24 protein-coding genes and 1 pseudogene are annotated in these 24193 nt (G+C 40.6%); 16 read left to right on the plus strand and 9 right to left on the minus strand.

The window, feature by feature from the left end:
* Genes ACJYYY_RS01860 through ACJYYY_RS01885 form a run of 6 tightly spaced genes read left to right on the plus strand, consistent with a single transcriptional unit; the run spans nt 1 to nt 4897 of the window.
* Nucleotides 1-2277 (plus strand): hypothetical protein, encoded by a 2277-nt coding sequence (locus ACJYYY_RS01860; protein WP_035314554.1) that lies wholly within the window; start codon nt 1-3, stop codon nt 2275-2277.
* 3 nt (nt 2278-2280) lie between these two features.
* Nucleotides 2281-2670 (plus strand): LPXTG cell wall anchor domain-containing protein, encoded by a 390-nt coding sequence (locus ACJYYY_RS01865; RefSeq protein ID WP_408869036.1) that lies wholly within the window; start codon nt 2281-2283, stop codon nt 2668-2670.
* A gap of 1 nt (nt 2671) precedes the next feature.
* Nucleotides 2672-3190 (plus strand): hypothetical protein, encoded by a 519-nt coding sequence (locus tag ACJYYY_RS01870; protein WP_156921252.1) that lies wholly within the window; start codon nt 2672-2674, stop codon nt 3188-3190.
* Between the two features lie 52 nt (nt 3191-3242).
* Nucleotides 3243-3755, plus strand: coding sequence for a hypothetical protein (locus ACJYYY_RS01875; RefSeq protein ID WP_408869037.1), 513 nt, complete (start codon nt 3243-3245; stop codon nt 3753-3755).
* A 52-nt stretch (nt 3756-3807) separates the two neighbouring features.
* Entirely contained in the window at nt 3808-4326 is a 519-nt protein-coding gene (locus ACJYYY_RS01880) for a hypothetical protein (protein WP_035315912.1), read from the plus strand.
* A 52-nt stretch (nt 4327-4378) separates the two neighbouring features.
* Nucleotides 4379-4897, plus strand: a complete 519-nt coding sequence (locus tag ACJYYY_RS01885) for a hypothetical protein (protein ID WP_408869038.1) — start codon at nt 4379-4381, stop codon at nt 4895-4897.
* 70 nt (nt 4898-4967) lie between these two features.
* Here ACJYYY_RS01885 and ACJYYY_RS01890 read toward each other — a convergent pair whose 3' ends face one another.
* A complete protein-coding gene (locus ACJYYY_RS01890) occupies nt 4968-6380 on the minus strand; it encodes a DHA2 family efflux MFS transporter permease subunit (protein ID WP_408869039.1) in 1413 nt (470 codons plus the stop codon).
* A 247-nt stretch (nt 6381-6627) separates the two neighbouring features.
* On the opposite strand from ACJYYY_RS01890, the gene ACJYYY_RS01895 reads away from it, so the two are divergent.
* From ACJYYY_RS01895 to ACJYYY_RS01910, 4 genes and pseudogenes are all read left to right on the plus strand, one after another.
* Nucleotides 6628-7233, plus strand: a complete 606-nt coding sequence (locus ACJYYY_RS01895) for a hypothetical protein (RefSeq protein WP_035315507.1) — start codon at nt 6628-6630, stop codon at nt 7231-7233.
* Nucleotides 7234-7399: 166 nt separating this feature from the next.
* Nucleotides 7400-8296, plus strand: coding sequence for a LysR family transcriptional regulator (locus tag ACJYYY_RS01900; RefSeq protein WP_035315505.1), 897 nt, complete (start codon nt 7400-7402; stop codon nt 8294-8296).
* Between the two features lie 174 nt (nt 8297-8470).
* Nucleotides 8471-8617, plus strand: a pseudogene (locus tag ACJYYY_RS01905) (SDR family oxidoreductase); the annotation flags it as partial.
* Nucleotides 8618-8773: 156 nt separating this feature from the next.
* A complete protein-coding gene (locus ACJYYY_RS01910) occupies nt 8774-9553 on the plus strand; it encodes an HAD family hydrolase (protein WP_035315502.1) in 780 nt (259 codons plus the stop codon).
* A gap of 329 nt (nt 9554-9882) precedes the next feature.
* Here ACJYYY_RS01910 and ACJYYY_RS01915 read toward each other — a convergent pair whose 3' ends face one another.
* Genes ACJYYY_RS01915 through ACJYYY_RS01930 form a run of 4 tightly spaced genes read right to left on the minus strand, consistent with a single transcriptional unit; the run spans nt 9883 to nt 13562 of the window.
* Nucleotides 9883-10851, minus strand: coding sequence for an iron ABC transporter permease (locus ACJYYY_RS01915; RefSeq protein ID WP_035315500.1), 969 nt, complete (start codon nt 10849-10851; stop codon nt 9883-9885).
* The gene (locus tag ACJYYY_RS01920; protein WP_035315498.1) at nt 10844-11830 is read right to left on the minus strand and encodes an iron ABC transporter permease; all 987 of its coding nucleotides are present in this window, start codon (nt 11828-11830) and stop codon (nt 10844-10846) included. Before ACJYYY_RS01920 ends, ACJYYY_RS01915 begins: the two co-directional genes overlap by 8 nt.
* A gap of 21 nt (nt 11831-11851) precedes the next feature.
* The gene (locus tag ACJYYY_RS01925; protein WP_035315496.1) at nt 11852-12769 is read right to left on the minus strand and encodes an ABC transporter substrate-binding protein; all 918 of its coding nucleotides are present in this window, start codon (nt 12767-12769) and stop codon (nt 11852-11854) included.
* Complete coding sequence (locus tag ACJYYY_RS01930) at nt 12759-13562, minus strand: ABC transporter ATP-binding protein (RefSeq protein WP_408869040.1); 804 nt, start codon at nt 13560-13562, stop codon at nt 12759-12761. The genes ACJYYY_RS01925 and ACJYYY_RS01930 overlap by 11 nt, the downstream gene beginning before the upstream one ends.
* Nucleotides 13563-13685: 123 nt before the next feature.
* On the opposite strand from ACJYYY_RS01930, the gene ACJYYY_RS01935 reads away from it, so the two are divergent.
* Nucleotides 13686-14720 carry an NAD(P)/FAD-dependent oxidoreductase gene (locus ACJYYY_RS01935; RefSeq protein ID WP_408869041.1) on the plus strand — a complete coding sequence of 345 codons (1035 nt, stop codon included), beginning with the start codon at nt 13686-13688 and terminating at the stop codon, nt 14718-14720.
* 64 nt (nt 14721-14784) lie between these two features.
* Nucleotides 14785-14991, plus strand: coding sequence for a TM2 domain-containing protein (locus ACJYYY_RS01940; protein WP_035315493.1), 207 nt, complete (start codon nt 14785-14787; stop codon nt 14989-14991).
* Between the two features lie 227 nt (nt 14992-15218).
* On the opposite strand, the gene ACJYYY_RS01945 is transcribed toward ACJYYY_RS01940, so the two are convergent.
* The 4 genes from ACJYYY_RS01945 to ACJYYY_RS01960 form a co-directional block, all read right to left on the minus strand.
* The gene (locus ACJYYY_RS01945; RefSeq protein ID WP_035315491.1) at nt 15219-16346 is read right to left on the minus strand and encodes a cation:proton antiporter; all 1128 of its coding nucleotides are present in this window, start codon (nt 16344-16346) and stop codon (nt 15219-15221) included.
* Between the two features lie 101 nt (nt 16347-16447).
* Nucleotides 16448-17245, minus strand: coding sequence for an ABC transporter permease (locus ACJYYY_RS01950; RefSeq protein ID WP_035315489.1), 798 nt, complete (start codon nt 17243-17245; stop codon nt 16448-16450).
* A complete protein-coding gene (locus tag ACJYYY_RS01955; RefSeq protein WP_035315488.1) occupies nt 17238-18167 on the minus strand; it encodes an ABC transporter ATP-binding protein in 930 nt (309 codons plus the stop codon). Before ACJYYY_RS01955 ends, ACJYYY_RS01950 begins: the two co-directional genes overlap by 8 nt.
* 89 nt (nt 18168-18256) lie before the next feature.
* Entirely contained in the window at nt 18257-19261 is a 1005-nt protein-coding gene (locus ACJYYY_RS01960) for an AraC family transcriptional regulator (protein ID WP_408869042.1), read from the minus strand.
* Nucleotides 19262-19373: 112 nt separating this feature from the next.
* On the opposite strand from ACJYYY_RS01960, the gene ACJYYY_RS01965 reads away from it, so the two are divergent.
* The 4 genes from ACJYYY_RS01965 to rhaD are packed head-to-tail and all read left to right on the plus strand — an operon-like array spanning nt 19374 to nt 24193.
* Nucleotides 19374-20648, plus strand: coding sequence for an MFS transporter (locus ACJYYY_RS01965; protein ID WP_035315486.1), 1275 nt, complete (start codon nt 19374-19376; stop codon nt 20646-20648).
* Between the two features lie 14 nt (nt 20649-20662).
* The gene (gene rhaB, locus ACJYYY_RS01970) at nt 20663-22108 is read left to right on the plus strand and encodes a rhamnulokinase (RefSeq protein WP_035315484.1); all 1446 of its coding nucleotides are present in this window, start codon (nt 20663-20665) and stop codon (nt 22106-22108) included.
* 1 nt (nt 22109) lies between these two features.
* Nucleotides 22110-23363, plus strand: a complete 1254-nt coding sequence (rhaA, locus tag ACJYYY_RS01975; RefSeq protein ID WP_408869043.1) for an L-rhamnose isomerase — start codon at nt 22110-22112, stop codon at nt 23361-23363.
* A gap of 11 nt (nt 23364-23374) precedes the next feature.
* Nucleotides 23375-24193, plus strand: coding sequence for a rhamnulose-1-phosphate aldolase (gene rhaD / locus ACJYYY_RS01980; RefSeq protein ID WP_198015775.1), 819 nt, complete (start codon nt 23375-23377; stop codon nt 24191-24193).

Here is a 24193-nt window from a genome sequence, read left to right on the forward strand (position 1 = left end):
ATGAAGCGATCCGGACTATTACAGTTAATCATGTGTGCGAGCTTAGTAGTGATGGTATCACCAGTGGAAGCACAAACGACATTACCATCAGATAATGGTGAAAATAATAGTATACAGGCAGAGAATAGTGAAGTTGATTCGAACGAAACCAAAATAAATAATTCGAGTCTAACAGGTAGTGAAGCGGTGATAGATAAACCGCTTGTGACACAAAGCGAAAAAATGGCGAGTAACAGTGGGCCGACTTTACGAGGTAACTATTCTTATTATCTTGAGGCGCGTGAATTAGCCGATGCAAATAGAGAGGCGCTTCAAAGAGCTGTCAGAGCAGCGATTAGTGAGAATCCAAAAAAATTAGGTTATTTAAAAGGCAGCACACTTGAAATTGTAGTTCCGAACGTTAAATTAATTCCAGACTTTTATTATTTACCAAATAATGCGAATATACGTTTCTCTGGTATGGTTGGAATCACCGATATTTATCTTACAAATGACGACACAGTTCGAGTGACGTATAAAGACAACGGTAGCCAAAATGGAAAACTAACGTTCACTAAGTTAAAAAATGCACCGACTAACACGACACTTAATTTCATGTACTCAGTACAACATTCGTTACGAACGTATCGTAAAATGGCTTTGTTAGGTTGGACACAAATTGAAGATGAAGAAGAAGTCCGAAGTGGAAGGGGTATTGGTCCGGTGAATCTCAATTTTGCCGAGCCAGCTCCGGAACTTGTCGTGACACCAAAAGAAGAAACAACACGACTGGCATACGGTAGCACAGTTTCGTTAGAGGTGAGTGATTACTATAACGTTAAAACAAGTGCAGGGAAAGTCACCGCGACATTTTTAACACAACCAGATACAAGCGTCTTAGGGCCAGCTGAGGCTACCATTCAATTAACAGATGAATACGGACAACAAACGATTGTAACCGTCCCATTTGAGGTGTTTGAGACGTTAGTCGCACAACCGGTTGCTCAAACACTCGTGCTCGGACAAGACATTCCTAAAGTAGTCCTCAAACAATGGGTCAAAGACGTGACAACCTTAAGTGGCGATGCGATTGATAGCACGGATTATGAGGTTGAATTAGTTTCAACTTTTTCGGCCAATGCAGTTGGAACAAGTGAAGTTGCGATTCGGATTTTTAGTGAGAAGTATCATAGTGACTTAGAGCTGACTGTCCCAGTCACAGTTAAAATGGGAACAGCCATCCAATTAACCAATACCGATAATCAAATTATTGGTGGAGTGACGGTTAACGATGGAAAACTTGATTTAGTCGATATTGATGATCGTAATGTGACAAAAGTAGTAGGCAATAATATCTCGATAGCGGTTTATAAACCAGAGTTAGATAATCCGATTTTAAATGAGAGCACACCAAGTGAAGAAGCACAATTAAAAGCGACGGATGCGATTGACTCCTTTAAATCGTTGCCAATCGGTAAGGAATTGCCGGAGGGAAGTGTTATTAAAGTAGCAACGGATGGCATGGCTGAAAACACTAATTTGTTAGAAACCTATAATGATGGTAAAAAAATAGCCTTCATCGATAACAATCGAATTCATGAACAAGCAATCTATTATCTGTATCAAAATAAAAAATTCTCAACGGTTGCAGCAGCGCATTTAGAAGTTAAAACAGTTCCTGTTTCACGATTAACATCATTGAGTGAGTTAGATGCTATGATCCATGCGTTTTATCATGGGAAATTACCGGGCAATGTATCGCTGAAAGGGTTTAGTTCTTATCCGAATACAGCTGAAACAGGCTTGCAAGCAGGTAAAGTGTTAGTTGAAGAGCAACTAGGAGAAAATAATGTAATTCGTTACGATCAGCCAATTACGATTGAAGTCGACGACGGTGATATTTCAATGAAGGTACCGACGACGATGAATTTTAAAGACTATACGTTCAATCCTAGTGAAACAACTGTCGAACGCGCAATTGATGATTGGCAGTTAGAAGTAGATGATACACGAATGGACAGTTTGAAAACAAATTGGCACATCAATTTGAAAGTATCAGGTGAGCAAGAGTTGGATCAATATATGACATTTGTCGATTATCAGAACAACAGGAGCTATTTAACGGAAAATATCACAATATATAGTCAAGATAAAATAGAGAATCAACCGGATAACACCTCAATAAGTTGGGGAGCTGAGCAAGGTGTCTTATTACAACTACCTGCTCATAATAATTTAAAAGCGGATAAAACATATCATTCCACACTTGAGTGGTCGCTCATATTAGGGGAGGAATAAATGATGAAAAAAACAGTTGTCGTTTTGCTTCTTGTTCTTTGTAGTATGGGTGCTAGTGCTAGTGTTGGTGGTGTGAAGGCAATGGTTTTTGATGAGGCTGAAACAAAAGTGTCAGTAAGCGTATTTGATCAACATCTGACAGATGAAACAGGTGCCGTATTAACACCACCGCTAGTGATTGAAAAACAGGTAAATAAACAGGATAGCATAGGTAATATTAGTTATTATGTCGACAATCATACGCAGAAGGAATACACCGAAAATATTAGTATTGAGTATGTTCGATTGCCACAGACAGGTGATAATAACGGAATATTCAGTATTATCGGTTGGGGAATAGTCATTTTAGGAGCCTATTGTAGTAAAAAATATAATCAGAGAGAAGGAATATAATATGAAATTAGCACAATTAATGGCCATTGGTTTAACCGTCGGAACAATCGGAGTAAGCGTAGCAACTGTATCAGCAGATGAGGTGCGTGACGGTTCGACAGCAGCAAGTGTAACTTTGAAAGGTGGGGAGTTAACATTCTCAGAAATCGCACCAACGATTGCTTTTGAAGACATTACTTTAACGGGCGAAGCGCAAACAGTAGGCGCTAAAGCAGAGGCAATTATCGGCATCAATGATTACCGTGGGATTGATGGAAATTGGGATCTAACAGTGAAAGAAACAGCGCCCGTCGATGCTAAAAGTTTCACAGAACAAGGCTTGCAAATTAACTTAGCAGCGACAGCAAATGCAGGCGTAACAGCTGAAACAGTCGCAGTGTCGGAAGAAAATCAACTCGTAGCAAACGGATCACGTTTTGAACATACAATTGACTTAAACCCAACATTAGCTGCACCGAAAGCAACCGCAGCTGGCACATATGCAACAACACTTGACTGGACATTAAAACCAGCAGAATAAGTAGCAAATGAGTAAACAAATAAAAAAATTAATCAGAGAGAAGGAATATAATATGAAATTAGCACAATTAATGGCCATTGGTTTAACCGTCGGAACAATCGGAGTAAGCGTAGCAACTGTATCAGCAGATGAGGTGCGTGACGGTTCGACAGCAGCAAGTGTAACTTTGAAAGGTGGGGAGTTAACATTCTCAGAAATCGCACCAACGATTGCTTTTGAAGACATTACTTTAACAGGCGAAGCTAAAACAGTCGGTACGAAAGCGATAGCTGAACTAGGGATTAACGATTATCGAGGTGTGGATACATTTTGGGATTTACTAGTAAAAGAAACACCAACCGATAAAAGTTTTAGCGAACAAGGCTTACAAATAAAATTATCGCCTGAAATCGATAATAATGGAATCGCTCAAGACGTAGTAGTATCTTCAGAAAATGAAATTTTTGCTGCTGGTAAACGTTTTGAAACAAAGGTGAACCTAAACCCAACATTAGATGTGCCGAAAGATTTAACAGCTGGCACATATGCAACAACAGTTGACTGGACATTAAAACCAGCAGAATAAGTAGCAAATGAGTAAACAAATAAAAAAATTAATCAGAGAGAAGGAATATAATATGAAATTAGCACAATTAATGGCCATTGGTTTAACCGTCGGAACAATCGGAGTAAGCGTAGCAACTGTATCAGCAGATGAGGTGCGTGACGGTTCGACAGCAGCAAGTGTAACTTTAAAAGGTGGGGAGTTAACATTCTCAGAAATCGCACCAACGATTGCTTTTGAAGACATTACTTTAACGGGCGAAGCGCAAACAGTAGGCGCTAAAGCAGAGGCAATTATCGGCATCAATGATTACCGTGGGATTGATGAAAATTGGGATTTAACAGTGAAAGAAACAGCGCCCGTCGATGCTAAAAGTTTCACAGAACAAGGCTTGCAAATTAACTTAGCAGCGACAGCAAATGCAGGCGTAACAGCTGAAACAGTCGCAGTGTCGGAAGAAAATCAACTCGTAGCAAACGGATCACGTTTTGAACATGCAATTGACTTAAACCCAACATTAGCTGCACCGAAAGCAACCGCAGCTGGCACATATGCAACAACACTTGACTGGACATTAAAACCAGCAGAATAAGTAGCAAATGAGTAAACAAATAAAAAAATTAATCAGAGAGAAGGAATATAATATGAAATTAGCACAATTAATGGCCATTGGTTTAACCGTCGGAACAATCGGAGTAAGCGTAGCAACTGTATCAGCAGATGAGGTGCGTGACGGTTCGACAGCAGCAAGTGTAACTTTAAAAGGTGGGGAGTTAACATTCTCAGAAATCGCACCAACGATTGCTTTTGAAGACATTACTTTAACGGGCGAAGCGCAAACAGTAGGCGCTAAAGCAGAGGCAATTATCGGCATCAATGATTACCGTGGGATTGATGAAAATTGGGATTTAACAGTGAAAGAAACAGCGCCCGTCGATGCTAAAAGTTTCACAGAACAAGGCTTGCAAATTAACTTAGCAGCGACAGCAAATGCAGGCGTAACAGCTGAAACAGTCGCAGTGTCGGAAGAAAATCAACTCGTAGCAAACGGATCACGTTTTGAACATACAATTGAATTAAACCCAACATTAGCTGCACCGAAAGCAACCGCAGCTGGCACATATGCAACAACACTTGACTGGACATTAAAACCAGCGGAATAATGTAACTAGAAAAAGCCATTATCGAAATATCGATAATGGCTTTTTTTGTTTTATATAATGTATGGGTGAATTATTTGCCATAAGCTTTCGTATTAACAAAGAGAGAAAGGATGAATAGAACCGCAGCGATAATCAACGAAAAGATAAAGACATAATGGGCGCCGTTAATCATCTCAAAGGCTGTATTCACACCGCCTGAATTGATATACGCTGTTTTTCCAGCGGTTAAAAAGACCATTGTTAGTGCAATCGCAATCGCACCACCGATTTGCTGCATCGTGTTTAAGACGGCAGTGCCATCCGGTGCAATTTCAGGTGGTAATTGATTCAACGCGTTTGTTTGAGCGGGTGAAAAAATTAATGGAATGCCAATCATAAAGACAACGGTTGCAATAATAATCGCTGCGATAGCTGTTGTTGCAGTGGCGAAAACGAGAAATGTCATCGCCAATACTGCAAGCAAGGCACCGATCTTAACGAGCCATTTTGCTCCGAACGAATCGAATAGTCGACCCGCGACAGCTGAGAACAGCCCGTTAGCAATCCCACAAGGAAGTAAGCAGAGGCCAACTAAGGCCGCGGGCAATAGCCGTCCATCAATAAAGTACAACGGTAAAACGAGCATTACAGCCATAATCATGCCAAATGCTAAAATAATCATCAACACGCCTAATGAGAAGTTTTTATATTGAAAGACGCGTAAATTTAAAATTGGAATAACCATTTTTAGTTGTCGGTATGTAAAGAGCGCGAGGGCAATTAAACCGATGCTAATTGTGAAAACAACCTCGATACTCCCCCAACCTTTATCGCCGGCAGATGAAAAACCAAACACAACACTACCAAAACCGATGACGGAGAGTGCCACCGATAATGCATCGATTTTTGGTCGGGTAACCGTGGTGATGTTTCGCATGTAAATATATGAAACAATGAAAGCGATGGCTAAAAAGGGGAGCATCACGATGAAAATCCAACGCCATGATAAACTAGATAATAAAAAACCTGAAATAGTAGGGCCAATTACCGGTGCGAAACTAATGACTAGCCCTACGAATCCCATTGCTGTCCCTCGTTTTTCGGGAGGATAAATAATTAGGACAGTGTTAAAAATGAGTGGGATTAAAATACCAGTTGCGATACCTTGAATAATCCGTCCGATTAATAAAAACGCAAATAAAGGAGCAGTTGCGCAAATAATCGTTCCGATGATGAAAATAAGAATAGATGATAATAATAATTTTCGGGTGGTTACCCATCTAAGGAGTAATCCAGATAAGGGTGCTAGGATACCAATTGCTAAAATGTAACTGGTGCTAAGCCATTGTACAGTACTTGGGGTAATTGTGAAATCTTTCATTAATTGACTCAAGGCTATGTTTAAGGCTGTTTCGCCAAATAATCCAATGAAACCAGCCATTAGTAAACCGAGTAATAGTTGTGTATGTTTAATTTCAATAGGTGTTTGTGTTGTACTTTTCAAATAATCGCCTCTTTTCTAAAGAATGAAAATACTTTGTTACAAAGTATATCTGTAATTCTATCTGATAATAAACTATCTGTATAGGCAAGTAGCAGTTTTTTTTTATTTCCTCGGAAATTTTCAAGGGTTTCGATTTGAAATAGGGTGAATTGTTTGAGAGGAAAGTGATAAGGAGGGAATTAAAACAGGTGGAAATGTGTTAAAATGAAAGTAATACTTCACTATATAGAGAAGGGTATGAGAATGTATGAAAGCATTTGTAATTAAATTGCTAATTGGCTTGCTAATAGTAGGTGGAGGCACGTATGCTGCGTATTACTATACACAAGAATCGCATAGTACACATAATGAGAAAATTGCAAAGAAAGTGCGAGCAATCGTTGATAAGGATGGTTATGTCGACAATACTATTTCAGTCACTGATCTTCGTCAAGATATCGACAATGTTTCGGAAGATGTTTTACGAGGTGAATTAGAATCGCGGTTGCCTGATATTGAAGATCGTCAAAAGGCTAACAAGATGACCAATCGCTTAATTAAACAAGGTGTTGTCACTAATAGTGCGACACAAGCAAAAATTCAAGCAGCGATTAACGCGATGGATATTTTTCCTGATTCAAAATGGAAAGAAGAACGTCTAATGTCATTGGCAAGTGCAAGTAAACAACTATCGGATACGTACAACTTAAGAACTGATATGACAAAATGGTTAGCGAAAGATAAACAGGATGCTAAGCTTTCGCAAAGTAAGTTTGATGATTTCCAAAAACGCTTGGAAAACATTACCAATACAAAAAGCCATGATCAAATACAAGCACTGTTACAGCAGCTAGAAGGAAAAGTTAAGAAATAGTAGCAATTAAGACGTTGACAATCGAGTCAATGTCTTTTTTTTAAGAATATAAACAGGTTGTTTCCAACTGATTGATAACGCTTACAAAATCGTTGTGAGAGTATGTTAAATTTAGTAAACTAGACATAGAAGCTAGTTAACTTAAGTAAAACTGAAGGGAGAGACTATGAATTTACAACAATTTGAGTATGTCATTGCTGTCGCCCGTAGTGGTTCATTAACGAAGGCGAGTGAGCAGTCTAATATTACGCTATCTGCGATGAGTCAATCAATTAGCGCGCTTGAAAAGGAGTTAGCAATATCGATTTTTAAACGCTCAAAAAAAGGCAGCCAGGCGACTGCACAAGGTCAAGTAGTGATTCAATATGCTAAGAAAATCACGAAGGTTGTTAGCGATATGCATCAGCAAATCGAGCGAACAACGATGTGTTCCAATGGGGTGATTCGGCTAGCGACGATTCCGACAGCAATGCACTTGTTGATGCAAATAAGCACACAGTTTAATCAGCAACAACCAGACGTGCAGTTAGCGATTGCAGAAAAGAACGGTATTGATATTATTAAAGCGGTGCAACAGAATGAGCTTGATATTGGACTGTTGATGATTCATCCTGAGATGAAGTTAGATTTGACGGGTGTGAATGCGCAACGATTACAAACAGCCAAGATGTTGGCTATTGTACCAAAGGAGAGCCGCTACGGACGTAAGGCTAAAATCAGCCCTGAGGAATTGTTGACATATCCATTAGTAAGCTATCGTGATGATTTTATCTTATGGTATTTTGAAGAAGTCATCTGCCGATACGGTTGTCCTAATTTGCGACTGAGTTCAAATAATACCAATGCCTTAACGAAGGCATTGCATGAAGGAGCGGCAACCTTTGGTGTGGATTATTCGTTTGTGGAGGCTACACGAAAAAAAGAACAGCCGTTAGCCTTTAAACCATTGGATGTCCCACAAAATACAGTGGAGATGATAATGATTTCACAACGGGGTCTAGAGCAAAAAAAGGGGTTTCAACTATTTGAAAAACAGTTGAAACAATATTTTACAGCGATATAAAAAGCTTTATCAAAGCGATTATCCTTTAATAGTTCGAGAGGTTCATATGGACTGATTTGAGGTAAAGTAGCAGGAGGGACTTCGTTAAGAAGTGAAATCTATTAAAAAAGGGTTTTTGATGAAATGAACAGATTAAATGACAAAATTGCGCTGATTACTGGTGGTGCCTCAGGTATGGCGGCGCTTGTGGCAGCAACACCACTTAAACGTTTAGGTAAAGCAGTTGAAGTCGCCAATGCAGCGCTATTTTTAGCATCGGATGAATCCTCTTATATTACAGGGGCAGCATTAGTAATTGATGGTGGGGATTCTGCTCGTTAATGATAGTATGATTGAAAGTGCAGTCCGCTCGTAGAAAAAGCCACTTGAGTTGTTTTCAAAAAAAGTCGTCTTTCTGACTTGGTCTACAAACTGTTGGTTTTTTTTAGCTGAAAATTATGCTATGCTAAAAAAAACGAACGTAGGGGAGCGAAGTCAATGACAATCAAAACGCTAGTATTCGATTTAGATGATACTTTATTATGGGATAAGAAAAGTATCTCAGAGGCCTTTAGATTAACCTGTGAGCATGCCAAGGCACAAACAGGTGTTGATGCGGAATTGCTAGAAAAAGCCGTGAGAGAGGTAGCCACTAAGCTTTATGCCAGTTATCCAACTTATTCGCTCACTCAACAAATTGGAATCAATCCATTTGAAGGTTTGTGGGCTCAGTTTGATGAGTCGTTACCTGTTTTTTCAGCGTTGCAAAGATTGGCTCCTCGTTACCGTAATGATGCATGGCATCAAGGCTTACAAGCTTGTGGCATTGAAAACTGGCAGCTAGCGGAAGCTTGTGCCGCTTATTTCATCACAATGCGCCGTCAAAGTCCCTTTTTATATGAGGATAGCCTATCTGTTTTAGCAGAACTGCAGGCGAGATACCAATTGGTATTGTTAACGAATGGTGCCCCGAGTTTACAAAATGAAAAATTACGTTTAACTCCTGAGCTAGTCCCTTTCTTTGAGAGCATCATCATTTCAGGCGATATCGGCTATGGTAAGCCGGATGTGCGTTTATTTGAACATCTCTTAGCGACATTAGCGATTGAAGCCACAGAAACAATAATGATTGGTGATAATTTGATGACTGATATATTAGGTGCTAATCGTAGTGGGATGCGATCGATTTGGCTAAATCGTGAGGCTAAACCATTGATTGAAGGCATAACCCCCACTTATACTGTGACGTCGTTAACAGCGCTATTGGAAATTGTTTAATTGAATACTAAAGTTAGAGTGTCAAAAAAAGAAGCTGTGATAACAGCTTCTTTTTTTTATATTCTCGTTTCTAACGGTTTGATTTCGCTTTTATTTATCCAGCTCAATCAACCAGCACTTAGGAAATTTCACTCCTCACTTGCCGACGGTAAATAATCGGCCGATTCGGTAGTTCCAATTTCGACAGTTCTAACAGTTTGATTTCGCTGTTACCTCTCCAGTTACATCAGCTAACAGCACGTAAATTTCAACTTCGCTGCTTGCGATAGAAAATAATCGCAAGCTCGAACTTTCCAATCACTGCAGGTTAAAACAGCTTTAACGTACTTTTACTTTTTCCTCAATAAATAAATGAAATATGGTGCGCCAATAATTGCCACGATAATGCCAGCGGGGATGTTCAATCGTTGGGCAATGCCGTCAGCAGCGACAAGCAAAATCGCACCAATTAGCAAGCTCATTGGTAAAAAATGCCGGTGTTTAGTGCCGACTAAATTTTTGGCGATGTGCGGGCCAAGTAAGCCGATGAACGAAATACCACCTGTAATTGATACAGCGACACCAGCTAGCACAACAGCGGAGCTAATATAACCGATGCGCCACCGTTTTAAGGGGATACCAAGTCCAATGATTGATTCACGGCTCAGTTGTAAATAATCGAGTTGTCGTACTTGGCTTAAAATAGTCGGGATAACAACGAGGCAAAGTCCCGCTAAAATCGCGGCATAAAACCAACTTGTACCCCAGATGGAACCGGCGAGCCAACTCGCCAAAAAATCCACCTTTTCTTGCCGCGTCGGTGACATTAACACAACCATGATGCCAGACATCGCAAACGAAAAACCGATGCCGTTTAAAATCATCGCACTCGTTTTGTTATTTGATAAGACGAGGATTAAAGTAGCGGTTAAGCCTGCGCCAACACAGCCGGCCACGGGCAATAAATACGATTGATTCGCTAAGGAAAGCGGTGCGAATAAGAAGAATACGGCAATACCAGCGCCTGCACCGGCATTAATACCGATGATACCCGGATCAGCTAAGTCATTTTTAATGACCGTTTGCAGCAGGGCACCGGATAAGGCAAGTGCCATACCAGCAAACAAGACGATAAATAAACGTGGTAAGCGGATTTCCCAAACGATGAAATTTTCCATCATAGTACCATCACCGACTAAAGTCGCTAAAATGCGGTTGAAACTAACCGCATGACTTGCAGCCATCAACGAGCTAAAAAAACAGACAAGTAACAGAAGGGCAATTACACTAAAACGCAGACGTCGTTGTTGTTTAGTCATGAGTCACACCTCCGCGTTGAACGATGAATAAAAAGAACGGCAAACCGGCAATCGATAAAATCGCCACAATCGGAATTTCGAACGGCGGATTGAGCGCACGGCTTAACGTATCTGCTAGTAAGAGTAAGCCGGCCCCAGTTAAGGCCGCCATCGGCAATTGATAGCGGTAGTTTGTGCCGATAACATAGCGGGCAATATGCGGCACGATGAGACCGACAAAGGCCATGTTCCCGATTAAGGCAACGGCAGCCCCGGTTAACAATGTTGTTAATAAAAATAACAGTAATTTTGTTTGTTTAATATTAAGTCCTAGCCCGATGCCAACCTCGTCGCTCATACTCAGCAAGCCAACTTTTTTTGCGAGCAACAAAGCACAGAGTAAGGCAATGGCAATAACCGGGAAAACCAGTTTGACCTCCGCCCACGTCACCCCAATTAGCCCACCTGACGTCCACATTGTGACGCTTTGTGAGGACTTTGTTAACAGCATAATGCCCTCTGCGATGGCGGTGAGCAAAGCTGAAATAGCGGCCCCGGCCAGAATAACTTTGAAAATACTATGCGATTGGCTCATGCCTAACACAAGGAGAGCCCCCAATGTGGCTCCGAGAAAAGAGGCCCCCATGATGCCGTAAAATGATAAAGTTGGGATGAGCGCCATCACAAGTGAAATGCCGAGGTTTGCCCCGGCACTTAAACCAAGCAAGCCAGGATCAGCTAAAGGATTACGGGTGATTGCTTGCATAATACAGCCTGATACTCCTAATGCCGCACCAACGAGTAAGGCTGCAACATTACGTGGCAGCCTGAGTTCGAGGAGGGTTGTGAATGTTTGTGCATGCGCCCCGTCAAACAGGCTCTGCCAAAGGTAAGGCAACGAATAATTTGTTGCCCCTAAGGCGAATGCACACACAAGCAAGAGTAAGAGTATCACACTAATAATAACGAAACGTAGTGGTCGATTAAGGTGTGATGTCACAAATAGTACCTCCGAAGGTGATTAATTCATTTTTAGTAACGCGTCTTTGATTGTTTTTAATTGGAAATCAAGCGTCAAGGGATCATTGAAATAAAAGGTTGCTGATTCCACATTGATGACACGGTTGTTTTTCACGGCTGGAATCGCATTAAATGAAGCTGTTTTTTGGAAAGAACTATCGGCATCACTGGCAGAACTTAAGATGACATAGTCGCCCATATAGTTGCCTAATTCTTCGTTAGATAACGTGTAGTAGCCAGCTTTTAAGGCTTTTTCTTTCACGATATCAGGCATTTTCAGACCCATTTCTTGATAGACAACTTCAGAACCGCGGCCCCAGTTATCACCGAACACAGTCACTTGTTTATTGAATTTTTCTAAGATTGAAATCGTCGCATCTTCACCGATGTGCGCCTTCACTTCTTTACCCGCTACTTTGGTACGGGCTTGGTAATCTTTAATCCAAGCAGCAGCTGCTTTTTCTTGATTAATCGCCTTACCAATTTCAAGTGCCTGTTCTAAGTAGGGAAGTTTACCATACGTATAGAGGACAGTGGGGGCGATTTTTTTAAGCTTTTCTTTACCTTTAACGGTTTGAAGGGCGATGATTAAATCAGGTTTAACGGCAATGATGCTTTCGAGGTCGTCTTCAGACACTTCGGTGACATTTTTAAGTTGTTTATCGAAGTTCGGATTCATTTTTGACCAGCTATCAACACCAACAACCTTGTCACTGAATTTAAGAACGTTCCCTGCAAAACCAGATAAAACGACGATACGCTGTGGCTTCGCTGGTAGTTCAATCGGACCATCTTCAGATTGATAGGTGAATGTTTTAGGCTCTGCTTTCGCAGTTGTGTGTTTAGCTGCGTCAGTGCCACAGCCTGTTAAGATAAGGACGAGTGCAGCGATACAGACAAGCATAAGTTTAGTTTTCATGAGAATCTCCTTTTTTTGGCAATAAGTTATATGAAATACAGCGTGGACAATGGTAACGTTCATCCCAGTCAATTTCTGTTTCAATGTTGAAAATGGCAGCGAGATTAGGACTGGTCATAACTTCTTGCGGTGTGCCGGCATAAAGCACCTTGCCTTCTTTCATTGCGACAATATGGTCGGCATAGCGTGCGGCTTGGTTTAAATCGTGCAACACCATCACGATTGTACGATGTTGTTGAATGTTTAGCTGCTGTAATAACTCCAATACCTCGAGTTGATGAGCGATGTCTAAATAAGTTGTCGGTTCATCTAAAATAATAAAGTCAGTATCTTGAGCTAAAGCCATCGCGATCCAAACACGTTGGCGTTGACCGCCCGATAATTCATCAATGAGGGCATCTTTTAAAGACGTAATCTGTGTGACTGCTAAGGCCCACTCAATCACTTTTTTATCGGCTGCTTTATTAGAGCGACGTTGATGCGGATAACGCCCGTAAGAAACGAGGTCATAAACACTTAAACCGATTGGTGTTTCAGGTGACTGTGGTAGAATGGCGAGCTTTTTAGCAATTGCCAATGAGGGCAGTTGCTTAATTTCGGCACCATCGAGGACGATACTACCATTTTCGTAAGGTAGAATGCGTGCAACGGCTTTTAATAAGGTTGATTTACCGCAACCGTTGGGTCCGATAATCGCGGTTATTTTTTGATCGGGTAGTTCTAAGGTAACTGACTCGACTGTTTTTTTAGAGCCATAAAAGACGTCAAGTTTTGAAATATGTAAACGCGTCATGTCAGCGCACTCCCATCTAGTAATAATAGATTGATAATCGTTATCAATTAAGTGTATAATAAACTTAAATTACTAGCCTTGTCAATAACAATCGCGGTTAACCGCCTAAAGGAGTTAGGTCTAATGGATGAAAAAGAACTCTATGATGTGACGATTATCGGGGGTGGCCCATCAGGGTGCTACTCAACCTTCTATGCAGGACTGCGTCAAATGAAGACGAAAGTCATTGATTTTCAAGCATCTCTCGGTGGAAAACTACAAATTTATCCTGAAAAAATCGTTTGGGATATTGGCGGACAACCACCGATTCCAGCCGGACAATTTATTGACCAAATTGTGACGCAGGCCCATACCTTTAACCCAACTGTTGTGCTCAAAGAAAAGGTCGTTTCGGTGACAAAGAAGGACAATCACTTCGAATTAATGACAGCATCGGGTCAGCCGCACTACTCTAAAACGGTTATATTCGCTGTGGGGAGTGGCATCATTACACCACAAAAAATTGCGATTACAGGCGCAGAACGATTTGAAGTGACCAACCTCAATTACACCGTCAAATCGCTCGGAAGTTTTCGTGGCAAAACAGTGCTTGTATCAGGCGGAGGCCATTCGGCCGTCGACTGGGCGAATGAAATTGAACCCTATGCCAAAAAAGTGTACATTGCTTGTCGCAAAACAGAATTAGTGGCCCATGAAGCGGATATTGCTAAGTTGGCTCACAATAAGGTGGAATGTTGGTATAATACAACTGTACGGTCGTTTATTTCAGATAAACATAACAGTCGGATTTGTGGTGTGTCGCTGTTACGAGATGGTGAGGAGCAAATCGTTGATGTTGATGAAGTGATTGTTAATCACGGCTATGAGATTGATAACGCCCTCATTGAGCAAGCAAAGGTGAAGATGAACGAACATCAATTAATCGAAGGCAATGGTTATTGTGAAACGTCTGTCCCCGGTATCTTTGCCGTAGGCGACATTATTGCGTATGAAGGCAAACTCAATTTAATTGCCGGTACGTTTCAAGATGCTGCTAATGCAATCAACCAATGCAAACAATTTGTTGAACCAAAAGCAGATGCAATCGGCATGGTTTCTTCGCATAATGAGATGTTTAAATCACTCAATAAAACAGTGGCAGAAAAACTATTCTCATGACCGTTAAAGTTGAAGGTACATACTAACCATGATATTCTAAAGATACAAAGGGGCGTGATTGGAAATGAAGGAAGTTAATAAAGTTATTTACATAGTACTAGCCTTGTTTTTAGGTCATTTTGGTCTCCATCAATTTTATGCCGGTAAAAATGGACTCGGCATCTTGTTCTTAATCTTTTGTTGGACAGGGATACCAGGTGTGATTGGTATTATCCAAGGCATTTTAGCCATCTTTAAAACAGCAGATAGCGATGGTAAAATTGCACTTTAATGAACGATAAAAAGAAACAAAAAGTCGATTCATAGGAATCTAGCGCAACCAAAAAAGGATTAGTGGCAGAATAGATGCTTGCTAATCCTTTTTTATTTGGATTAATCCAAAAACAGATTCGATCAGGCAAGAGACAAATAGATACAAAAAAGCAGCCCCAGCTTTATCGAAAGTAATCGATAGAGTAGGAGCTGTTTTGTTACTTTCACTAAAAAAACGTGTTCATCTTATGCGGGTTTAATTAAGGCTTTAAGTAAAGGTGGTGTCACTAAGGTCGTAATAATGACCGCGACTATAATCGGTGTGAAGTAACTTTGCGAGATGAGACCCGCACTCAAGCCGAGACTGGCAGTAATCAAAGCGACTTCGCCTCGAGAAATCATGGCCGCCCCGATGATGAGCGATCCGCGTGTATCAAAGCCAGTGACTCGTGCCCCAATTGCAGCCCCAACTAGTTTTGTAATAATAGCGACAACTGTTAGTAAGAGTAATAATAACAGATGAGAGCCAATACCGGTGAAGTCGACTGATAATCCAATTCCGACAAAAAAGACCGGGACGAATAAGGTGAAAATGGCGGGCGCGAATTTCTCTTCAACGACCACTTTTTGTTTGATGCCCGACAAGGCTAAGCCGGCAATGAAGGCACCAATAATATTGCTTAAGCCCATTGCATCTGCGAAATATGAAAAGCTTAAGCAGAGAATGGCAGCAAAAACTATAAAAGCATCGTTCGATTTTGAGAATAAGCGAGCGATGAGTGGCACAATTTTCCAACTGATCAGGATAATAACAATGAAGAAAACGAGCTGTTTAATAAAAACAAGCGATAAACTCATATCATCGGCAACGGTTAAACTTAACATCACCGCTAAACCGACAATCACAAGCACATCATCAACGACAGCCGCCCCAAGGACGGTAATGCTTTCACGACTTTTAAGAACATTTAACTCGCGGAAGGTTTGAACTGAAATGCTGACTGACGTAGCCGAAAAAACGATCCCGATGAACAGAGAATGTGTCAGTGATAAGCCCATCAAATAACCGACTAGGTAACCACCAATAAAGGGTGCAATCACACCTAAGACGGCGACGGTGATGGCTGATTTTTGGTTGTCACGCAAGTCCTTCATGTTTGTTTCTAAACCGGCAAAAAACATTAAGAAAATCACACCCAGTTCACTAAAGGTTTCGAGTGAATGAGAGAAAGTCAGCCAACCGAAAACGGCTGGTCCGATTAAAATACCAACGATAATTTCACCAAGGACGCTCGGTTGCCCGAGTCGTTGTGATAAGTACCCCACACTTTTTGCTGCCACGATAATAAGTGCCAATTGCCATAATAACTCCATAATTTCCTCCTCAAGACAAAAAGAGCCCGTCAATGACAGGCTCCTCCAGTTGTTTTTCAATATAAATAAGTTCTAATCATAGTATATCATAGTATGTGGATTTAGCTAAGTGATACATCACGACGGTTGAAAATAACCTGTGACAAGAGATAAAAAATAATGATGTAGACCATCAAAGCAATCATCATCTGCGGAGCTGAAAGATGGAAGTCAAACAGGTTTGATTCAGCTAATTTAGCAGGCATCACACTATCCTTAATATTTAAGGTATTAAACGGGTTCCATCGTAACCAACTGTATTTTTGAATGAGCATCATCGAAATACCATTTAAAATACTCGAAGAAAATAAGACGGCAGTACCAAAACCAACTGCCAATGCTTGCGATCTGAATGAAGCGGAGATGAAAACAGAAATCATAATATAAAATAACATGAGTAAAAGATTTGCGCCTGCTGTCCGAAAGGCTAAATTGAGTGCAGAGACGTCAACGACACTCGTTAAATTGGCGGTGAGATTAACATCTTTAAAAAACAGTAACGTACCGAGGTAGCTCGTCATAAATAGGAGAAGTGTTAATAAAATCGCCATGATAAAAGCCGTGATGATTTTCGATAACAATATTTGTGTGCGACTAAATGGCCGAATCAATAAAAATTTAATGGTGCCTTGGCTAAATTCACTGGCAACAATCGTGCTGGCTAAGATGACAATAAATAAATTAATTAACGACGTAATGCCACCTAAATTATAAAAATAGTAGGCGCCATCAGATACTAATTCGAGTGAGCTGCAAAGATAAGCAAACCCTAGACCGAAAATAGCTGTGAGCAGTACAAAAACCAGAGTTGAACGACGGAACCACAGTTTGAAAAATTCATTTTGAATGAGACTAAACATGCACATCGCCTCCTTGTGAATGATTGGTTAGTTTGATGAAGTTATCTTCGAGCGTTTCACGCGGTTGCTCGATGGCGATAATATCAATGTTATCTTGGACGAGTGTACGAATGACCTCGGCCAAAGATGCTGTTTTCAACGTGATGATAAGTTGCTCCCCACTTAAGTTTGCCTCGTAATCTAAGGTCTCGAGTGACAGCTTGGCTGAGTGGTTATCGGAAGTTTTTAACTTAATGATATTTGTTTGCACAAGCATATTATCTAAAGATGTATCCTTAATGATAACGCCTTTTTCTAATACGAGGAGGCGAGTACACATTTGTTCAATCTCATGTAGCAGATGGCTCGAAATTAAAATACCGACGTTCTCTTTAAAGGCGAGTTCTTTTAACAACTCGCGGAATTCACGCACACCTTGGGGGTCTAGTCCGTTTGTTGGTTCGTCTAAAATAAGAATGGTTGGTTTATGTAAGATAGCTTGAGCGACGCCAAGACGTTGCCTCATTCCGAGCGAATAAGTCTTAACCTTATTGTGGATACTGTCGGTTAAATGAACGCGTTCAATTAATTGATCGAGTTCGGTCGTTGTAATTTCATAATTGGACAGGCGGATGAATTGCATTAAATTTTGGTAGCCTGTCATATAGTTATAAAATTCGGGGTTTTCGATAATGGCACCAATATGTTTTAAGTATTTACGATTAGTTGGGCTGACCTGCTCGTTCATCACAACGATTTTACCGTTTGTCGGAAAGGTAAGACCGACTATTTGTCGCATAATCGTTGTTTTACCAGAACCATTGGGTCCTAATAAGCCTAAAATCTCGCCTTGTTTAAGCGAAAAGGTAATATCGCTTACGATGGACTTGCGTTTGATTTTTTTAGTGATTTGTTCGAGTTGTAACACTGTTTGTCGCTCCATATGAACACCGCCTTATTTATATCTTTTTTTAGGTATACCCTCTTTAAGTAGTACTATAGCATTAGTTCGTTCGGTTTCCAATTGATAGCTTAAATATAGGAGGTGTCTTGTTGTTTTTTTCGTGCGTGAGAGGGGAAGTGGTGGAAGTGTTCTTTATATATTTTATAAAAATAAGTTTTATTGGAACAACCAATCGTCTCAATGATCGCATTAATCGGTAAATCGGTTGTAGCTATGAGGTGATGGGCAACAATAAGCCGACGTTCATTCAAAAGTTGTGTAAAGGTCAGCCCTGTAATTTTTTTGATGAGATTACCAGTGTAGTTTGTATTGTAGCCGATTTTTGAAGCAAGTTGCTTTAAAGTGAGTGTTTGATAGTCAGTTTCTATTAGTTTTAAAATAGAAAGCATCAGTTCATCATTGACAGACAATTCTTTCGTTAATGAGTGGCTAAGCATCGAATCACATTTCCTAATAAGCTCAGTGAAAAGTATCGGCAAGTACATGTGTATTATGCGAGTGGAGTAATCTGTCTCTAAATAATATTCATGAATAATCCGTGATAAAACAAATTGGATATGTGTGATATGACTACTTTCAAAATGAAGATACTTTGTTTGATTACAGCTAGTTTTACCAGAAGCATTCAATAAAAACTTGAACGCGGGACTATTTTGTTTATGCATGGTCGTGAGCCAGTCGATATTAATCGCTTGGTTTTTGAAAACAATATTCATTAATAAATCATTTTCGCCACATGCTTTTAAAGAATGGGTACAGCCGACGTCTAATAATAATAATTCACCTTCATGTAAGGTGAGTTCATGACCATCGACAACTTGTTGACAACTACCCTTGAGCATATAATTCAGTTCAACAAATTCATGTTTATGAGCGGGGTAGTCAGCAAAACGATTGTGCCGATTAATGAAGATATCTTTGTGTTTGAAGAAATAGTCATTAATCAACTCAATTTCATTATTTAGTCTGAGGATGCCAGATTGAGGAATATCCATAATAAAAGCCATACCTGATTGTTGTCTTTTTTCAATCGTAGATAACTGTGAAATCGTATTTAAAAGACTACTATCCATTTTATCACCTCTGTGAATTTGATACTTTCATTCTAACACAATGACATTGTAAGCGGATACAAAAAGCGGTTAAATAGAATTAAGAAAGCGTTTACAAAGAGGAGGAAAAGAAATGTCGGAAGCAGTTGTGAACAAAGCAGGAAATAAAAAAGGCACTATTGCGGTCTCATTAACAAATTATTTGGATGCCGGTGCGATAGTTGCAGGGGCCTCAGGATTAACACTTTGGGCGGAAGAATTAAATTTATCAAGTTTAGCTGTCGGTATCTTAGGTGCGGTAAGTGCCAATGCGTTTGGGGCAGCAATTGGTGCATTACTCGGTGGTCGTTTAGCGGATAAATATGGCCGAAAATTTATTTACACGTATAATATGTTAATTTACATGCTCGGTGTCGCCTTAATTATGTTCTCGATGAATTTCACGATGTTGCTCGCCGGCTTCTTAGTTACTGGTATTTCAGTCGGTATTGGTGTTCCAGCAGCCTGGACGTATATATCAGAAACATCAGATGCAGGAAATCGTGCCCGTAATATTGGGATATCACAATTTGCCTGGTCGATTGGACCTGCAATTATTTTCTTGCTCGGTGTTATTTTATCGCCACTGGGATTAATGGGTAATCGAATCATCTTCGGAACATTGTTTGTTGTTGCTTTTATTGCATGGCAAATGCAACGGAAACTCGACGAATCGGAAGCTTGGCAAGCATCACAGGCTGAAGAAAAAATCACTAAAAAAGCACATCCCTATAAAGAATTATTTACGAATAAAATTAATATTAAATCGTTATTATTCCTCGTAGGAGTGTACATGTTCTGGAACTTAGTTGCTGGAGCAATGGGCTTCTTTATGCCATTCGTCTACGAAACAGTAGGTGGGCTAACAAACACGCAAGCGAACTTGTTACAAACGGTTCTCTGGACGACAACAGCTGTTTCAACCTACTTTGTTTTCTCTAAATATGCGGATAAAATTAGTCAACGTACACTATTTACGATTGGGGCAGCCCTTGGCGTTATCGCTTGGATCGTTTTAACGTTCGCAGGAATGACGTGGTTGGCTTTATGGATTTTTGTTATCGCTTGGGGCTTTCAAGCAGGTATTGGTGCACAGGCCTTTTACGCATTATGGTCTTCAGAATTATTCCCAGCTCGCTATCGAGGGGCCGCACAAGGCTTAATGTATTTTGTGGTTCGTTCAAGTGTCGGCATCTGGTCAATGATATTCCCACTAATGCTCAGCTCACTAGGGTTCAAAGCAGCCGGTGTCTTCATGATTATCATGCTCGTCATTTCACTCATTATCGGTGTGATTTGGACGCCAAACACGCAAGGAAAATCGTTAGCCGCGATTACGAAAGAACGTTACGGCTCAACGGAGAAATAGAGGAGGGACGTTAGATGAAACATTATGTGGCAGTTGATATCGGTGCTTCAAGTGGTCGAGTATTGCTAGGATCAATCACAGCAGGCAAGCTTGCATTAGAAGAAATTCATCGCTTTAAAAATGGCTTTTCTCATAAAGACGGACACGATCGTTGGGACATTGATGAGTTGATGACACAAATTTTAACTGGCTTAACACACGTAAAGTCACGTGGGATTGAGTCATGCTCGGTCGGAATTGACACGTGGGGTGTTGATTATGTGCTGCTTCAACAAGGCCAAAAACTGTCGGATCCGATTAGTTATCGCGATAAACGGACAGAAAATGCAATTGTAAACCTGACTGAGCATTGTTCAAAAGATTATATTTACCAAAAAACGGGCATTCAATTTCTGGAATTAAATACGTTGTATCAGTTATACGTGGAAGATAAAGACGTTCTGGCACAAGCGGATACATTATTATTAATCCCTGATTACATCGGCTATTGTTTAACCGGAAAAGCCGTCTCAGAGGTGACCAATTCATCGACGACACAGTTATTAAACTATTCAGATAAGCTCTTTGATGACGATCTCTTAAGTGAGATTGGTGTTAAACCTGAGTTGTTTGCTGAACTCGTTGAAGCTGGCACTGTGTTAGGTCCCTTACAAAGAGAGCAGTTTCCAACATTTGACTTACCTGCCTGTGAAATAATTACAGTCGCGACGCACGATACTGCCTCAGCAATTGTTGGTGTACCGGCAACACACGCCAATTGGTCTTATATTAGTAGCGGAACCTGGTCGTTATTAGGCAAAGAATTAGCAACACCCAAAGTGACCGCTGCCTCGTTTGCGGCTAACTATACGAATGAATGGGGCGCTTATGGTACCTACCGGTTCTTAAAAAACATTATGGGCCTTTGGATTGTTCAAGAAATTGCCCGTAATGAAGACTATCTTCACAGTTATGCTGAAATGGCGGAACTTGCAAATGAGACCGCTTACTTCACCTCGGTAATCGATGTGAATGATGAGCGATTTAACAATCCGCCACAGATGATTGCTGCGATTCAAGATTATTGTCGCGAAACAAACCAACCGATTCCGCAAACCACCGGTGAATTAACCAATTGTGTTTATAGCAGTTTAGCATTATGTTATGCCAAAGAAATTAAGGCGTTAGATGCGATTGTTGGTGAAAAAACAGCGGTGCTTTACATTGTCGGTGGTGGGAGTAATGTGGCAGTCTTAAACCAATTAACCGCTGATTTAGCAAACATTACGATTAAAACCGGACCAGCTGAAGCGACTGCAATTGGTAATCTTGCGGTGCAGATGATTACTGCTGGAGAAATTGACAATCTTGCAGAAGCACGCCAGGTGATCGCTCAATCATTTGCTGGTGAAACATATGAACCATCTAATAACGCAAACAATGAATTTGAACACTTACTAACAAAAATAGGAGGTCATTAAAATGACAAACATTACTACACAATATAATGAAGCAAAAGCACAATATGCCACACTTGGAATCGATACAGATGAGGTTTTACGCAAAATTGCACAGGTGAAAATCTCAATGCACTGTTGGCAAGGCGACGATGTTCGTGGCTTCTTAAATCCAGACGGTGAATTAACCGGAGGTATTGCTGTATCCGGCAACTATTTAGGGGCAGCACATACACCGGATCAATTACGGGCTGACTTGGAGCAAGCCTATGCATTAATTCCTGGGAAACATAAATTAAACTTACATGCAATGTATGCAGATACAACGGAGCAAGTCGATTTAAATACATTAGAACCGCGTCATTTTAGTAAATGGGTTGACTGGGCCAAAGCGCAGGGAATCGGACTCGACTTTAATCCAACGTTTTTCTCACATGCTAATTCAGCAGATGGTTTTACATTAGCGAGTCCAGATGATTCAATTCGTCAATTTTGGATTGAACACGGAAAGGCCTCACGTAAAATCGCTAACTATTTTGGTGAGGAACTCGGTCAAGTGTGTGTGAATAATTTTTGGGTGCCAGATGGATACAAAGATACACCGATTGATCGTCTTAGTCCACGTCAACGCCTAATGGAATCACTCGATGAAATTTTTGAAACGAGCTATGATACAGCCCATACATTAGATGCGGTTGAAAGTAAGGTGTTTGGTCTTGGTGCGGAAGCATACACGGTTGGCTCTCATGAATTTTATATGGGTTATGGTTTAACCCGTGATAAATTAATTTGTATGGATGCCGGACACTTCCATCCGACGGAAGTCATCTCTGATAAATTATCGGCTCTATCGTTATATAGCAGTGGAATTTTGTTACATGTTAGTCGTCCTGTTCGTTGGGATAGTGACCATGTCGTTGTCATGGATGATGAATTGCAAGCAATCGGACGTGAACTTGTTCGTAATGATTTGTTGCAAAAAACATATATTGGCCTCGATTTTTTTGATGCGACAATTAACCGTGTGGCTGCTTGGGTAATCGGAACCCGTAACGCGATTAAAGCAGTTCTAAAAGCGATGTTAGAACCAACAGACTACTTAAAAACAATTGAACGTGAGGGGAATTATACAGAACGCTTAGCATTGGTTGAAGAACTGAAAGATTTTCCATTCGGTAGTGTGTGGAACTATTATTGTCAAGAACAAGGCGTACCAGTTGGACTTGACTGGTTGACAGCAGTAAAAGCATATGAAAAAAATGTATTAGCAAAACGCTAGGAGGCGCACTGATGACAATTATTAATGCTCACTTTGTAAAAGAGATGATGGCAACAACGGCCAATATGTATCGTTTAGGCTGGGATGAACGCAACGGCGGGAATATTAGTTATTTGCTAACGGAGGCCGAGGTTGCACAGTATTTGACGTTAACAACAGTCGTACGAACGCTACCCTTAGCATTTGATGCAACGGCTTTAGCAGGACGCTATTTTATTGTGACGGGTTCAGGTAAGTACTTCAAAAATGTCGCATTCGAACCAGAAAAGAGTCTCGGTGTCATTCGTATTGCAACGGATGGCGCAGCTGTTGAAGTATTATGGGGCTTTGTAGATGGAGGCGTGCCAACGAGTGAGTTGCCCTCACATTTAATGAGTCATATTAAACGATTGGAAGTCGATCCCAACAACCGGATTGTGATGCACTGCCATGCGACACATTTATTAGCAATGACATATACGCATGATTTGGCAGAACGTGCGCTAACACGAACATTATGGCAAATGTGTACGGAGTGTATTGTTGTGTTCCCAGACGGTGTCGGTGTGATTGAATGGCTTGTTCCAGGAACAACTGTTATTGGTGAACAAACATCTGCTAAAATGCAAAAGAGTCGTCTCGTTGTGTGGCCACATCATGGCATCTATGGCTGTGGTAAAGACATGGATGAAGTATTTGGCTTAATTGAAACAGCCGAAAAAGCTGCCCAAGTATATACCTATGTACAAGCACAAGGTGGTGTGAAACAGACGATTACTGATGCACAATTACAAGCATTGGCAGATGCGTTTAAAGTCACACCAGTGGCAGGCTATTTGAAAGGGGTGTAA

This window comes from Brochothrix campestris, assembly GCF_046058945.1.
Classification (GTDB): Bacteria; Bacillota; Bacilli; order Lactobacillales; family Listeriaceae; genus Brochothrix; species Brochothrix campestris.

Coding starts and splice junctions, on each gene's coding strand:
- ACJYYY_RS01915 (WP_035315500.1), bottom strand. CDS start 10,851: ATGACTAAACAACAACGACGTCTGCGTTTTAGTGTAATTGCCCTTCTG.
- ACJYYY_RS01965 (WP_035315486.1), top strand. CDS start 19,374: ATGTCGGAAGCAGTTGTGAACAAAGCAGGAAATAAAAAAGGCACTATT.
- rhaD (WP_198015775.1), top strand. CDS start 23,375: ATGACAATTATTAATGCTCACTTTGTAAAAGAGATGATGGCAACAACG.
- ACJYYY_RS01895 (WP_035315507.1), top strand. CDS start 6,628: ATGAAAGCATTTGTAATTAAATTGCTAATTGGCTTGCTAATAGTAGGT.
- ACJYYY_RS01955 (WP_035315488.1), bottom strand. CDS start 18,167: ATGGAGCGACAAACAGTGTTACAACTCGAACAAATCACTAAAAAAATC.
- ACJYYY_RS01900 (WP_035315505.1), top strand. CDS start 7,400: ATGAATTTACAACAATTTGAGTATGTCATTGCTGTCGCCCGTAGTGGT.
- ACJYYY_RS01960 (WP_408869042.1), bottom strand. CDS start 19,261: ATGGATAGTAGTCTTTTAAATACGATTTCACAGTTATCTACGATTGAA.
- ACJYYY_RS01910 (WP_035315502.1), top strand. CDS start 8,774: ATGACAATCAAAACGCTAGTATTCGATTTAGATGATACTTTATTATGG.
- ACJYYY_RS01885 (WP_408869038.1), top strand. CDS start 4,379: ATGAAATTAGCACAATTAATGGCCATTGGTTTAACCGTCGGAACAATC.
- rhaB (WP_035315484.1), top strand. CDS start 20,663: ATGAAACATTATGTGGCAGTTGATATCGGTGCTTCAAGTGGTCGAGTA.
- ACJYYY_RS01880 (WP_035315912.1), top strand. CDS start 3,808: ATGAAATTAGCACAATTAATGGCCATTGGTTTAACCGTCGGAACAATC.
- ACJYYY_RS01865 (WP_408869036.1), top strand. CDS start 2,281: ATGAAAAAAACAGTTGTCGTTTTGCTTCTTGTTCTTTGTAGTATGGGT.
- ACJYYY_RS01930 (WP_408869040.1), bottom strand. CDS start 13,562: ATGACGCGTTTACATATTTCAAAACTTGACGTCTTTTATGGCTCTAAA.
- ACJYYY_RS01935 (WP_408869041.1), top strand. CDS start 13,686: ATGGATGAAAAAGAACTCTATGATGTGACGATTATCGGGGGTGGCCCA.
- ACJYYY_RS01940 (WP_035315493.1), top strand. CDS start 14,785: ATGAAGGAAGTTAATAAAGTTATTTACATAGTACTAGCCTTGTTTTTA.
- ACJYYY_RS01875 (WP_408869037.1), top strand. CDS start 3,243: ATGAAATTAGCACAATTAATGGCCATTGGTTTAACCGTCGGAACAATC.
- ACJYYY_RS01945 (WP_035315491.1), bottom strand. CDS start 16,346: ATGGAGTTATTATGGCAATTGGCACTTATTATCGTGGCAGCAAAAAGT.
- ACJYYY_RS01925 (WP_035315496.1), bottom strand. CDS start 12,769: ATGAAAACTAAACTTATGCTTGTCTGTATCGCTGCACTCGTCCTTATC.
- ACJYYY_RS01860 (WP_035314554.1), top strand. CDS start 1: ATGAAGCGATCCGGACTATTACAGTTAATCATGTGTGCGAGCTTAGTA.
- rhaA (WP_408869043.1), top strand. CDS start 22,110: ATGACAAACATTACTACACAATATAATGAAGCAAAAGCACAATATGCC.
- ACJYYY_RS01870 (WP_156921252.1), top strand. CDS start 2,672: ATGAAATTAGCACAATTAATGGCCATTGGTTTAACCGTCGGAACAATC.
- ACJYYY_RS01950 (WP_035315489.1), bottom strand. CDS start 17,245: ATGTTTAGTCTCATTCAAAATGAATTTTTCAAACTGTGGTTCCGTCGT.